At 66.0% G+C, this 12890-nt stretch carries 10 protein-coding genes; all 10 read right to left on the bottom strand.

Features of this window, described 5'->3' with window-relative positions; translation table 11 throughout:
* The 10 genes from AACH32_RS08635 to lpdA all read right to left on the bottom strand — a co-directional run bounded on the left by AACH32_RS08635 (position 1) and on the right by lpdA (position 12852).
* The gene (locus tag AACH32_RS08635) at positions 1-861 is read right to left on the bottom strand and encodes a formate dehydrogenase accessory sulfurtransferase FdhD (protein ID WP_338606389.1); all 861 of its coding nucleotides are present in this window, start codon (positions 859-861) and stop codon (positions 1-3) included.
* A gap of 159 nt (positions 862-1020) precedes the next feature.
* Positions 1021-1983, bottom strand: coding sequence for a lipoate--protein ligase family protein (locus tag AACH32_RS08630; protein ID WP_338606388.1), 963 nt, complete (start codon positions 1981-1983; stop codon positions 1021-1023).
* Between the two features lie 5 nt (positions 1984-1988).
* A complete protein-coding gene (locus tag AACH32_RS08625; RefSeq protein WP_338606387.1) occupies positions 1989-3176 on the bottom strand; it encodes a (Fe-S)-binding protein in 1188 nt (395 codons plus the stop codon).
* Between the two features lie 16 nt (positions 3177-3192).
* Positions 3193-3618 carry a glycine cleavage system protein H gene (locus AACH32_RS08620; RefSeq protein ID WP_338606386.1) on the bottom strand — a complete coding sequence of 142 codons (426 nt, stop codon included), beginning with the start codon at positions 3616-3618 and terminating at the stop codon, positions 3193-3195.
* 63 nt (positions 3619-3681) lie between these two features.
* Positions 3682-4974 (bottom strand): respiratory nitrate reductase subunit gamma, encoded by a 1293-nt coding sequence (locus AACH32_RS08615; protein WP_338606385.1) that lies wholly within the window; start codon positions 4972-4974, stop codon positions 3682-3684.
* A gap of 29 nt (positions 4975-5003) precedes the next feature.
* Positions 5004-6101, bottom strand: coding sequence for a (Fe-S)-binding protein (locus AACH32_RS08610; RefSeq protein WP_338606384.1), 1098 nt, complete (start codon positions 6099-6101; stop codon positions 5004-5006).
* 79 nt (positions 6102-6180) lie between these two features.
* Positions 6181-7560, bottom strand: coding sequence for an FAD-binding oxidoreductase (locus AACH32_RS08605; protein WP_338606383.1), 1380 nt, complete (start codon positions 7558-7560; stop codon positions 6181-6183).
* Between the two features lie 489 nt (positions 7561-8049).
* Positions 8050-10710 carry a bifunctional acetate--CoA ligase family protein/GNAT family N-acetyltransferase gene (locus AACH32_RS08600; protein WP_338606382.1) on the bottom strand — a complete coding sequence of 887 codons (2661 nt, stop codon included), beginning with the start codon at positions 10708-10710 and terminating at the stop codon, positions 8050-8052.
* 17 nt (positions 10711-10727) lie between these two features.
* Positions 10728-11294: a hypothetical protein gene (locus AACH32_RS08595; protein WP_338606381.1), complete on the bottom strand. Its 567-nt coding sequence runs from the start codon at positions 11292-11294 to the stop codon at positions 10728-10730.
* Positions 11295-11466: 172 nt separating this feature from the next.
* Positions 11467-12852, bottom strand: coding sequence for a dihydrolipoyl dehydrogenase (gene lpdA / locus AACH32_RS08590; protein WP_338606380.1), 1386 nt, complete (start codon positions 12850-12852; stop codon positions 11467-11469).
* Between the last annotated feature and the right edge of the window lie 38 nt (positions 12853-12890).

The following is a 12890-nucleotide window of genomic DNA, read 5'->3' as shown; positions in this document are numbered from 1 at the left end:
TTATGCCTGGGTCGCTTGCGGGTCGGGGATGGCGTCGAAGACCACCTGGTCCGCGCCGTTGTAGACCAAAAAGCGAGTGGCCTTGGCCCGGCCGATGACCAGCATGCCCATGTCGCGGGCCAACTCCAGGGACATCTGGGTCACCCCGGACTTGGAGATAAGCACCGGGATGCCCATGAAGGCGGTCTTCATGACGATCTCGGAGGTGAGCCGGCCGGTGGTGTAGAGAATCTTGTCCTCGCCGGACATGCCATCCAGCCACATGCGACCGGCGATGGCGTCGGCCGCGTTGTGCCGCCCCACGTCCTCCACGGACATGAGCACCTCGCCGTCGCGGCACAGGTAGCAGCCGTGCACCGATCCACCCTGGCGGTAGACGGGGTTCAAGGGAGCGGCGGCCTCGATAAGGCGGTAGATGGTGGACTGGCGCACCGTCACCTGGGGCAGCTTGTGCTCGTAGAGCTTGTCCACGGTGCAGCTGAACAAGGTGCCCTGGCCGCAGCCGCTGGTCACCGTGACCCGCGAGAGCTTTTCATCCAGATCCGCGATGCCCTGGCCGTGGCGGGTGGCGACCCTCACCGTCTCCCGCTCCCAATCCACCTCCACCGACTCGATGTCCGCGATGTCTTCGATCAGGCGCTGGTTGTGCAGATAGCCCAGGGCCAACTCCTCGGGGTGGGTGCCCAGGGTCATCAGGGTGACCACCTCCCGGTCGTCCACCTTGATGGTCAGGGGCGACTCCCCGGGGATGAACACCTCCCGCCGCCGTCCCAGATTGTCCACCACCTCCACCTGGTGCACGGGAGACAGACCGGCTCGGCTCAAGCGGGGTCTGTTCTGGGAGTTGTCGCCTGCGCTCATGGCCCTTGCCCGCTTGCGGTTTGGATTTAGGGCTGATAACGGAGCGTAATCTCGCCCGCCCCGGATAAGCCATAGTAGCCCACTATGCAGGGGTGGGCAAGCATACTGGGGCGATCAACAGGGCGTTGATAGAGGGCGTCAGCCTGGCGGGCCCCAGGCCTAGGCCATCTTGGCCAAAGCACTGGTAAGGGCCTCCACCTCTTGCCCCACGAACTCGTGAGCTTCGGACCAGGCGCCCTCTTGCCCCGGCCCGCGCAGGCTCGCCTCCAGCACCCTGCCCTCCAGGCTGGCGAAACGGGCCTCCAGTGAACCCTGTCGCCAATGGTGCAGATAAAGGCCCGCCCGCACCTTGACCTTGCGGTGGGGCCGGGGCTTACGCGGATGATAGGTCCAGGCGTCCGAGAGCAGGCGTCGTCCCACCCTCTCCATGGCAGTGCGCAGCTCGTCGTCCAGGGGGCGCGGCTCCAAAGGGCCCAGCACCGAGGCAAACTCCCGGGCCAACAGATCGTAGAGCGCCTCTTCAGCGAGGGAGGCTTCCCGTTGCTCCCCAAGCTCCCGTTGCAGGGAGGTCAGGTGCTCGCGCATGTAACCGAGGTAGGCGCCCCGGAAAGCCTCGTCCGGCGCGCGCAACGCCCCGGCCATGGCCGCGCAATCAAAGCGGCGCATGAGGTTGCCCACAAAGGCCACGCAATCGCCGATCTCCCCTGCCCCGGTGCCCGCGATGCGCCTCTCGCCCACCGCCACGTCGTTGACCGGGGCCACCGTGGCCGCCACCCCCAGGGCGCGGTAAGCCGCCACCACCGGGCCCAGCAAGCGCCGGTAGAAAAGCTCGCGATTCAAGCTGACCAGGGGATGATCCCGCTGGAGCACCACCTGCCAGAACAGCTGATGGTTATCCAGATACACCGCCCCGCCGCCCACCTCCCGGCGAAAAACCGGCAGGCCGGCTGCCCGGCAGTGCTCCAGGTCCAGCTCTTGGGCCGGGTCCTGGAAATAGCCCACGGAAACATAGGGCTGCTCGGGTGAGCAAAGGATAAGCCCCTGGCGGCCCAGATGGGCCAGGGTGTGATAGGCCAGCTGGGAGTCTTGCCAGGATACCCGGCCCAGCCGGTACAGATGCATGGCGCCTAGGTATCCAGGGAGTCGCGCACCAGCTGGGCCACGTCCAGCACCTTGAGCGGCAGCTTGTTGCGCCGGGCGTGGGTGGCCATGGTGCGCAGGCATTGCTGGCAGCCGCTAACCACCGTCTCGGCCCCAGTGGCCAACACCTGGTCAACCTTGCGTTTGGCTATTTCGGCGTTGAGCTCCTGGTCGATCATCTCCAGGTTGCCGCCACCGCCGCAGCACAGGCAGTGCTCCCGGTTGTCGGCCAGCTCCACCAGCTTCACGCCAGGCAGGGAGCGGATCAAACGCCGGGGCTCCTCGAACACCCGCGCCGCCCGGCCCAGATCGCAGGGGTCGTGATAGGTAACGGTCAGCTCGCGATTGCGCAGCGGCACGCGGCCCTGGGCCACCAGGCGCTCCAAATATTGCGTGGCGTGGCTCAGCTTGAGGTCGGTGGGATAGTGCTCTCGCCACATCATGTAGCAAGACGGGCAGGCGAACACCACCTCCTTGGCCCCCTTGGCGGCCACGGCCGCCAGGTTGTGCTCGATCATCTCCTGGGCCGCCGGCAGGTCGCCCGCCCCCAGCAAGGGGAAGCCGCAGCACCACTCCTCTTCGCCCAAGAGAGTGAACTCCACCGAGGCCGCCTCCAGCACCTCGGCCAGGGCCAGGGGTATCTGCTGGGCCAGGGGAAAGAACGAGGCCACGCAGCCGGTGAAGTACACCACCTCGGCGGCGTCTTTTACGTAGAGGTCGTCGGGCGGCTCGTCCAGATCCTCCACCCACTCGGCCCGCTCCTCCTGCTCCTCGCCGAAAACGTTGCGGCTCTCATTGAGGTTCTCGCGAATCAGGTCCACCTTGGCCGGGTAGGCCTTTTGCTCCACCAGCTCTTGCCGCAGGCTCAGCCAGATGTCCTTGAGCCCGATGCCCGCCGGGCACACCTCCGCGCAGTTGCCGCACAGGGTGCAGCGGAACACCGTGTCGCTGAAGGCCTGCCACTGCTCCTCGCTGGGAGCCTTGCCGCCGAAGATGCGGCCCAGCCAGCCCGATCCGGCCTTGCCCGCCCGCCGCCGCCAGTCCAGGCGATACAGGCCGGACAGCTGGCCGTCGCCCGAGGCGTTCACCGCCGGGCAGGCCTCGGCGCAGGCCGCGCAACCCGTGCAGGCCTCCATGGACAGGAGCTGGCTCTTGCTGTACAGGCGGTTGTCCAAGGTGAATCCCCTTAACCTAGCCCTCTGAGGCGTGCTTGGCGATCTCCTCGTTGACCCAGGGCTCCACCGCCGCCGCGCCGTGCAGCAACTCGCCTAGGTCGCCCAGGTCGTCGGCCTTGAGCCGATACATCCAGCCCGCGCCGTAGCAGTCCTGGTTGATAAGCTCGGGCTTGAGCTCCAGGTCCTCGTTCACCGCGATCAGCTCACCGTCCACCGGCGACAGCACCTTGCCCAGCCACTTGCCGGACTCCACCTTGGCCAGCTTCTTGCCCTTCTTGAGCTTCTTGCCCTCGTTGGGCAGTTGCACGTAGACGATCTCGCCGGCCAGCTTCTGGGCAAAGTCGTCCATGCCCATCACCAGCTCGTCGCCCTCTACCCGCACCCAAAAATGCTCGGGATCGTAGTAAAGCTCGCCCGGAAAATTGTAGCCGCCTATCTCCATGATCCTGATTCCTTGCTAAAGGTCCATTTATTAGGGCCGCCCCAGGGGGGGGCAAATCATCTTTTAGCCTTCGCCCTTGGCGCTGCCCTGGCCGCGCGCCGCCCGGAGGGCCAAATTCAGCGGGGCCAGCAAGATGTGCTTCATGCGGCCCAAGGGCAGATAGACCACGAACGCCGCGAAGACTATGGCATGGGCATACCAAAGATAACCATAAGCCGTTTGCAGGCCGGGGCCGGGGTTGAACATCCCCTTGAGGGCCCAGCCTACAAAAGCCCACGCGCCATCCTGGGTACCGGTCAGGGCCAGGCGGGCCGCCTCGGTTATGAATCCGCTGATGACCACCAGGGCCAACAGGCCCATGCCCACCCAGTCCGGTCCCGGCAGGCCGGGCAGCTTGACCCCGCCGCGCAGGACCCGGCGGGCGATGGCCAGCCCGGCCCCGGCCAGCACCAAGAGCCCGGTGAGATCGAAGAACAGGGCGGTGGCGGGCTGGTTCTTGTTGAGCATGGCCTGGGTAAGCTCACCACCCGGCTGGGCGTAGCTGAGCGCCAGGGCCAGCAAGGCCCAGAGCATGCGGGCCACAAAGGGCAGCACCATGAGGGCGTGCACCAGCCAGCGCCCGGGCGAAAGCCGCCACAGCCGTCGTTGCAAGAGGCCGTCCATGAACAGGGCCGCCACGCCCGCTCCCGCGCCGCCGCCGGAGTGTCCCTGGTGCATCGTCTGGGAAGAAGGCCCGCGCCCTCCCCCGCTGAACCAGAAGCCCAACGAGGCCAGCAGGCCCAGCAGGAAACCGGCCAGGGCCAGGCGCGAGGGCCAGTCCGGCAAACTCAGGGTGGCGGTGTGGCACACCAGGCATAGGGCCCCCTTGGCCGGCAGCACCGCGGCCGGGGCGCCGACCTTGTTGCCCGCAAAGTGGCAACGCCGACAGGACTGCGGCCGCTGGGTGGAGGCTAGGCGGTGAGGGGTCTGGCCCTCGCCGGCCCAGTGACAGGCCTGGCAGGTAACCCCGGCGTGCAGATCGCCGGTGGTGGCCTCGGTGTGGGGGGTGTGGCAGCTCTGGCAGGGAGCCAGCTTCAAGTCGTCGTGGGGATAGTGCTGGGCTCCCCGGTGGCAGTCCAGGCAGGCCAACCCCTGGTGCGGACCCAGGTCCTTGGCCCCGCCGTCATCCATGCCCTCTTTTTGGTGGCAGCTCAGACAGGACTGGTTGGCCTCCGTCCCGGCGGCGCCCGCCGCCTGGGAAACTCCGCTCCACAAACACAGCAAGGCGGCCAGGAAAAGCGCGCAGACCAGCAGCAGCGCGGGGTTCGCTCCCCAACAAGCCGCTTCCAAGCGGGGTTTACAGAGGCGATGACTCATAGGTGGACTTCCTTCGCCGCAACGCCGGGCTAGTCTTCCAACAACTCCATGATGAACTGCGCCGTGGTCATTACCTGAAACTTTTGGGCGCGAAGCTTGGCGTTGGCCAAATTGTGCACGCAGGAGTTGCACTCGGTCAACAGGATGTCCGCGCCAACCTGCTCCACCTCGTCCAAGCGCCGCCGGGCCATGGCCAGGGAGTTTTTGGCATAGGCCCCGCGCACCCCGCCGCCGGCCCCGCAACACAGGGCGTTGGCCCGGTTGCTGGGCAGCTCCACGAAGTTGGGAGCGATGGCCTTGATGGTCTGGCGCGGCTCCTCGTAGATGCCGCAATGGCGCCCCAGGTCGCAGGGATCATGGTAGGTCACCTTGAGATCGGTGGTGACGTCCAACTCCTGGCGGGCCAGGAACTGGCTGAAGTGCACAATCTCCACCCCCGCATCCCTGAGCGGGGCGTAGATATCCTTGCCGCTGAAGGTGCGGTAGCAATAGGGACAGCCGGTGACCAGGGTTTTGGCCCCGGTGGCCAGGATGCGCTCGATGTTTTTCTGGGCCAGGGGGGGCTTGATGCTGAAGCCCACGTCCTCCAGCACCCCGGAGCAGCACACCTCGTCGATGAGGGTGTAGTCCACCTCCAGATGGTCCAGCAGATCCAGGGCCGCCTCGGTGGCGTCCTCCTCGCGGTACTGGCCCACGCAGCCGATGAAGTAGACCACCTCGGCCTTTTTGTTGCGCTCGCGGTCGAAGTCCTCGGGCTCGTCCTCGGCGTAGATGTTGTCGTATTGGTCGAGCACCTCGTTCATGCCGGTGAAGGCGGGATGGCAGGTGCCCAGGCCCACCATCTCCTTGCGCGCCGCCTTGATGATGGCGGGCACGTCCACCCCGGAGGGACAATTGGTGGCGCAGGAGGCGCAGGTGGTGCACTGGAAGAGCGAATCCACCAAGTCCTGGTTCAGCTCCAACTTGCCGGCCAGCACTTCCTTCAAGAGCAGCATCTTGCCCCGGGCGTTCAGCGCCGGGCGGCCGGTGGCCCCGAAAACCGGGCAATGAGCCTGGCAAAAACCGCAGCGGGTGCAGTGCTGTATCTGTTCGGTGAATTTATCCAGCAAGGGGTGTTTGTCGCTCATCGTTAATTTCCCACCGTATTCTCAATGATGCGGGTCAGAAGCCACTGCTCCCCGGTTCGCCCGGGGCCCATTACGGGGCCTAGTCGTCCAGGGCCATCTTGCCGGGGTTGAGCACGTTGTTGGGGTCCAGGGTGCGCTTGAGCAGGCGCATCAACTCCATGGCCAGGGGCTCGTGCTCCATGGTCATGTAAGGAGCCTTGGCCAGGCCGATGCCGTGCTCGCCGGTCAGGGTGCCGCCCAGGTTGCAGGTGAGCCGAAACACCTGCTCGGCGATGTGGTGCACATCCTTGACCTGCACCGGGTCCGCCCCGTCGAACATGATCTTGGGGTGCAGGTTGCCGTCCCCAGCGTGGCCGAAAATCACGAAGGGGTAGGGTTGCCCCTCCATGATCTTCTGGATGCCCTCCAACAGATCGGGCACCTTGGAGATGGGCACGGTCACGTCCTCGGAGAGGTTGTTGGGGCGCAGGCCCCCGGCCACGCTGCCCGCCGACCGGCGGATGGCCCAGAGCTTTTCCGCCGAAGCCTTGTCCTTGGCCTGGCTCACGGTCTTGGCCTGGTTGGCCTCAAAGGCGGACACCACCTTGCCCATGGCATAGGCGGCCTCGGCGTCGGTGTAGCCGTCGGTCTCCACCAGAAGCAGGGCCTTGACGTCGGGCAACTCGGCGCCGTAGTTCTCGCGCAACACCCTGATGGTGTTCTCTTCCATGATCTCCAGCACGCTGGGCAGGATGCCCGAGTGCATGATGTCGGTCACCGCCTGCCCGGCCTGGCGCAGGGTCTCGAAGCTGGCCAGGGCGGTGCGCGAGGCCGTGGGCATGGGGTTGATCTTCAGGGTGATCTCGGTGATGACTCCCAGCACCCCCTCCGAACCCACGAACAGGCGGGTGAGGTCCAGGCCAGAAGCGGACTTCATGCACTTGGTGCCGGTGTGCACGATGCGCCCGTCGGGCAGCACCACCTCCAGGGCCAAAACGTAGTCACGGGTCACCCCGTACTTGGCCCCCCGGATGCCGCCCGCGTTGGTGGCCACGTTGCCTCCCAGGGTGCAGACCTTGCCGCTGGCCGGGTCGGGCGGGAAGCAAAAGCCCGAGGGGGCCAGGGCTTTTTGCAACTCCGCGTAGACCACCCCCGGCTGCACCACCACCTGGCGGTCCGGAATGCGGATGTCCAGGATGCGGTTCATGCGCACCATATCCAGCACCACCCCGCCCTTGGCGGGCACCGTGCTGCCGGCCAGGCTGGTGCCCGCACCCCGGGGCACCACCGCGAAGCCGCGCTGATTGGCCAACTGCAGTATTTTTCCGATTTCCTCGGCGTCGGCGGGATACACCGCGCAGTCGGGGCGGTGGTCATGGTCGGAGCTGTCGTAGGAATAGGAAACCAGGTCGATCAACTCATCAGTGAAGTGATCTTCGCCGACTATTTCTTTAATGGCGTCTTTGTCCCGTTGATCCATCAATTTCCTCTTGAGAACTCGCCGCCTCTTGCGGCGGCGCCTTGTAGCGGTATAGGGTCTGGCCGTCCCAAGCGACCGCAATGACGCGGTTGGCGATGGCGCCCAGCTTGTCCCCGGCCCAAAACTTTACTCGTTTCGGCGCGTTCGGCACTACCAGCTTCCGGATTTGGTAGATTACTTGCTGCCGGCCGCCAGGGCAAATAAAATCAGTGTTTTCTTTTAGTAATGCCTCCGCCCCTGCCCCGGTCCGGGTAGCGGCGGTCTTGCGCGCGCCTATCGATTGTTGGCAATATTGCCACATTTCATGTTATCAGACAACCATATATCCTGAATTTTCATAAAGTTTTCCTCGCGGCCCCGCTGCCTCGCCGACGACGGCGGCGTGGGGCCTTCCAGTCAATCCTGTTCATCGGATATGGCGCGCGGATTCCCCCTGTTAATACAGCCGCCCCTGGCTTGGGGTGAGCTTGGAAGAATCGCCGCAACCGTTCAGGGCTCGAGCACCGCCTGGAAGTTGCCGTCGGGCATTTCGCTGAGCTGGGCGCCGTACTTGCTCACCATGCTCAGCATGGAGCTGTTTTCCGGGCTGATCACCCCGGACACGCGCACCAGCTTGCGCTCCTTGGCGATATCCAGCAAGTGTTTGAAGAGCAACTCGCCCAATCCCCGGCCCTGCCAGGCGTCGGCCACTGTCATGCCCATATCGGCCTCATCCACCCCGGGGCGCTCCACGATGCGTCCCACCGCCGCGATTTCCTTGCTGGCCTCGGGGAAGACCACCAGGGCCATTTCGCGGTCATAGTCGATCTGGGTGTGGCGGGCCAACAGGTCCGGGGGCATGGTGCGCAGCACCCGCCCGAAACGCTGGAAGATGGTCACCGGCGACAAGGCGTTGAACAAACGGATCATGGCCGGGCCGTCCTCGGGCTTGATGGGCCGGAGGAAAACCTCCAGCCCGCCGCTGGTGCGTTCGCGGCTTTCGTATTGGGCCGGATAGGGTCGGATGCACAGATGCTGGGGCGAGACCTGGCTGGTGGGCTCCACCACCACCCGGGCGTCCAGGGCCAAGGCCCCTTGAGAGCAGCTCAGCAGCGGGTTGATGTCCAACTCGACGATCTGGGGAAAGTCGATCAGCAGCTGGGACAGGCGCACCAGCACCTCTTCCAGCATGGTCAAATCGGCCGGCGGGATGTTGCGGTAGCCCCGCAGCACCTTGCTGACCTTGGTCTGCTCGATGAGCCGCTTGGCCAGCAGCCGGTTCAGGGGCGGCAGGCCGATGGCCCGGTCGCCGATGATCTCGGCCATGGTGCCGCCCATGCCGAAGAGGATCACCGGGCCGAACTCGGGGTCCTTTTTGGCCCCCAGGATGCACTCCACCCCCTTGGCCGACACCATGGGCTGCACCGTGACTCCGCGCAGCCGGGCCTGGGCATCGTAGGCCTGGGCGTTGGCCATGATCTCCGCGAAGGCGTCCTGCACCTGCGCCTCGTTCTTGAGGTTCAGGCGCACGCCCCCCGCGTCGGACTTATGGGTAATGTCCGGGCTGTCCAGCTTGAGCACCACCGGGTAGCCCATGGCCGAGGCGGCGGCCGCCGCTTCCTCGGCGGTGGCGGCCAGGCGGGCCGGGGGCACCGGGATGCCGTAAAGCTCCAGGAGCCTCTTGGACTCGCTCTCGGACAACAGGGCGCGGCCCTCGTCCAGCACCGTGGTTATAAGGGATTCGGCGCCCTGCTTGTCGTAGCGTATCTCATGGGGCAGGCTGGAAGGCGTCTCCTGCAGGGTGAGTTGGTTCTTGTGGTACTGATATAGGTATAAAAACGCCTGCACCGCCCGCTCGGGGGTCTCGTAGGTGGGGATGCCCGCCTTGTAGAAAATCTCCCGACTCTCCATTACCTCGCGTCCGCCCAGCCAGGAGGTGAACACCGGAAAGTCGGCCCGGGTCAGCTCTTCGCTTAAGAGCTTGGCCTTTTGGGTGCTGGGGAACTGGGCCTGGGGGGTGGTGAGCACCAGCACCGCGTCGAACTCCTTGGCATCCACGCAGACCTGGGTCACCTTGAGGAAGGTCTCGGGCGTGGCATCGCCCAGGATGTCGATGGGGTTGGCGTGGCTCCAAAAGGGCGGCAGGATGGCATCCAGCTTGGCTTTAGTCGCCGCCGAGGGCTGAGGCGGCTCGGTGCCGCCGTGCAGGGCCAGGTGGTCGGTGGCCATCACCCCCGGCCCCCCGGCGTTGGTCACGATGGCCATGTTCGGCCCCTGGGGCAGCGGCTGCTTGGAGATCAGCTCGGCGCAGTCGAACAGGTCGCCCACGGTGTTCACCCGCACCAGGCCGGCCCGCTTGAAGGCCTCGTCATAGATGGCGTCCTCGCCGGCCATGGCCCCGGTGTGGCTCATGGCCGCCTTGGCCCCGGCCGCGCTGCGCCCCACCTTGAGCAGGATGATGGGCTTGACCCGCGAGACCGCCCGGGCCGCGCTGATGAACTTGCGGTGGTTGGTGATGGACTCCACGTAGAGCAGGATGGCGCTGGTGCCCGGATCGTTGCCCAGATAATCGATCACGTCGCCAAAGTCCACGTCCAGCATGGAGCCCATGCTGATGAAGTGGCTGAAGCCGATGTCCTGGGTCACCGCCAGGTCCAGTACCGCCGTGCAGGTGGCCCCGCTCTGGGAGACGAAGGCCAGGGAGCCCGGCTTGGGCATGTCGTGGATAAAGGAGGCGTTGAGCGAGGCGGGGGAGCTGATGACGCCCACGCAGTTGGGGCCCACGATGCGCACCCCGGCGGTCTTGGCCGCGGCCAGGATGGCCCGCTCCAGGGCCGCGCCCTCCTCCCCGGTTTCCTTGCCCCCGCCGGAGATGATTATGGCCCCGGCCACCCCGCAGCGGCCGCATTCCTCCACCACCGCCGGGGCGAACTTGAGCGGTACGATGATCACCGCCAGGTCCACCGGGCACGGCGCCTGGCTCACGCTGGCATAGGCCGGCAGCCCCAGCACCCGGTCGCGTTTGGGGTTGATGGGATAGACCTCGCCGGTGAAGCCTCCCTTGCGGATGTTCTCCAAGACCGAGCGGCCCACCGAGCCCTCGCGCTCGCTGGCCCCCACCACGGCCACGCTGCGGGGGGTCAGCATCCTGTCCAGGTTGAAAATGCCCACGCCTATTCCCTTTGCGCCTAATTGATCGCCGGAGCCAGACCCATCTCCTGGGCCGCGGCCTTGTTCTTGGCAAATCCCATGATAAAGCCCAGCACCACGCCCCATAGGGCGGCCAGCCCGATCTGGAAGGCCGGAGGCAGAGCGAAGGTAAGGGTGTGGGCCGGGATCCAGAACCAGGCCAGGCTTTTGAGGGCCAGGTCAATGCCCTTGAAGTTCCACTCGCGCATGATGAGGTTGTCTTCCAAGCGGTGAAAAATCATCATCTGGGGTCCGAAGAAAAAGTTGGCCCCCAGCGACAGCGCGAAGGCGTGGCCCAGGCCGCTTGCCATGAAGCCGGGCAGGTAACCGGCCTCTTCCACGCCGTGGACAAAGCCCTTGATGCCGGTGAAGCCGAACTTGACCACCACGCCCAGCACGCCCCAGGCCAAAATCTTCAGGGCCAGTCGCCTCGGGGTGAAGGGCAGATCCCAACAGCGTTTGACCAACATGTGCGCGGCCACCTCGCCCAGGGTGCCCAGAACGGCAAACTGGATGAAGGCGGAAAGCATGGGGTCGTTCATGACCCATTGTACATAAAAGCTCACGTTGTTTTCTCCTGATGATAAAGCGCTTTTGCGCCACGGGTCCGGGCAATGGCCTGCTGGTCTGGCCGCCGCCCGCTCTCGGTGATCAATCTCCCCGCGCCCAAAAACAACCGTGGGGCGCGGAGGACGGACCATGGCCGCCCCCGGCCCCAGCGGCCGCTATGGGGATGGATCAAATATGGATGGCGTGCCCCGCCAGGGCGTGCAGGCCTTCCATCATGGCCTCGCTCACCGTGGGATGGGGGAACACCGTGCCGGCCATCTGCTCCACCGTGGCCCCCAGGTTCAGGGCCATGGCCGCCCCGCCGATCATCTCGGTGACGTGGGGACCCACCATGTGCACGCCCAGCACCCGGCGGCTCTTGGCGTCGGCGATGATCTTGATGAAACCGGCGTTCTCGTTGAGGGCCACCGCCTTGCCGTTGGGGGCCAGGGGGCTCTGCTGGGCCACCGGCTCGTAGCCGCGCTCCGCGGCCTGGGCCTCGGTAAGGCCCACCGAGGCGCTTTCCGGCGCGCCAAAGGTGCAGCGGGGGATGTTCTCGTATACCAGGGGCTCGGTGGCCCGGCCCGCGATGGCCTCGGCGGCGATAACCCCCTGGGCCGAGGCGGTGTGGGCCAGGGCCAGCTTGCCGGTGATGTCGCCGATGGCGTACACGCCGGGCAGGCTGGAGCGCATCTGCTCGTCGATCTCCACCTGTCCCGCCCGATTGAGCTGCACCCCGGCCTCCTCTAGGCCCAGGCCCTTGGTGTTGGGCACGAAGCCGATGGCCGAGAGCATCATCTGGGCATCGATCACCTCTTCGGCCTCGCCCTGGGCCACGGTGATGGCCACCCCGGCGTCGGTAAGCTCGGCCTTTTTGACCGCCGCCTCCACCCGGATGTCCATCTTGGCCTTCTTGTACTGGCGGGCCACCTCTTCGCTCACGTCCGGATCTTCCAGGGGCATGATGCGCGGCATCATCTCCACCACGGTGATATTGGAGCCGTAGCGGTTCCACACCGAGGCGAACTCCAGGCCGATGGGCCCGCCGCCCACCACCACCACCGAGGCCGGGGCCTGGGTCAGCTCCAGGGCCTGGCGGAAGGTGATGATACGCTCACCGTCGGGCTCCATTCCCGGTATCTGGCGGGCCTGGGAGCCGGTGGCCAGGATGATATTGCCAGCCTCCAGCACCTCGCCCGAGGGCTCCAGGCGCACCTGGCGCGGCCCGGCCAGCACCGCCTTGCCCGCGATCACCTCCACGCCGGAGGTTTTGAGCAGGGCCTGCACCCGCCGTCCCTGGCGGGTGGAAACCTGGCGGGAGCGTTTCTGGGCCGCGGCGTAGTCCACGCTCAGGCCCTCCAGGGCGAAGCCGTAGGTGCGCCCCTGGTTCAGCAGGTGCACCACCTCGGCGTTGCGCAGCAGCGACTTGATGGGGATGCAGCCCCAATTCACGCAGGTGCCGCCCACGGCCTCTTTTTCCACCACGGCAGTCTTCAGCCCCAGTTGGGTGCAACGCACCGCGGCCACGTAGCCGCCGGGCCCCCCGCCGATCACTATCACGTCGTACTTGCTCATATGCTCTTGTCCAACGGGCCCAGGCCCGCATGTCGAAT

Origin of the sequence: Desulfoferula mesophila (assembly GCF_037076455.1) — a bacterium.
GTDB lineage: Bacteria > Desulfobacterota > Desulfarculia > Desulfarculales > Desulfarculaceae > Desulfoferula > Desulfoferula mesophila.
Note: the sequence above shows the minus strand (reverse complement) of the source record. Positions and strands in the feature narration are given on the sequence as shown.

Excerpts from the sequence above, each read along its gene's own strand:
- AACH32_RS08635 (WP_338606389.1), bottom strand. The coding sequence starts at position 861 with ATGAGCGCAGGCGACAACTCCCAGAACAGACCCCGCTTGAGCCGAGCC.
- AACH32_RS08630 (WP_338606388.1), bottom strand. The coding sequence starts at position 1,983 with ATGCATCTGTACCGGCTGGGCCGGGTATCCTGGCAAGACTCCCAGCTG.
- AACH32_RS08620 (WP_338606386.1), bottom strand. The coding sequence starts at position 3,618 with ATGGAGATAGGCGGCTACAATTTTCCGGGCGAGCTTTACTACGATCCC.
- AACH32_RS08615 (WP_338606385.1), bottom strand. The coding sequence starts at position 4,974 with ATGAGTCATCGCCTCTGTAAACCCCGCTTGGAAGCGGCTTGTTGGGGA.
- AACH32_RS08610 (WP_338606384.1), bottom strand. The coding sequence starts at position 6,101 with ATGAGCGACAAACACCCCTTGCTGGATAAATTCACCGAACAGATACAG.
- AACH32_RS08605 (WP_338606383.1), bottom strand. The coding sequence starts at position 7,560 with ATGGATCAACGGGACAAAGACGCCATTAAAGAAATAGTCGGCGAAGAT.
- lpdA (WP_338606380.1), bottom strand. The coding sequence starts at position 12,852 with ATGAGCAAGTACGACGTGATAGTGATCGGCGGGGGGCCCGGCGGCTAC.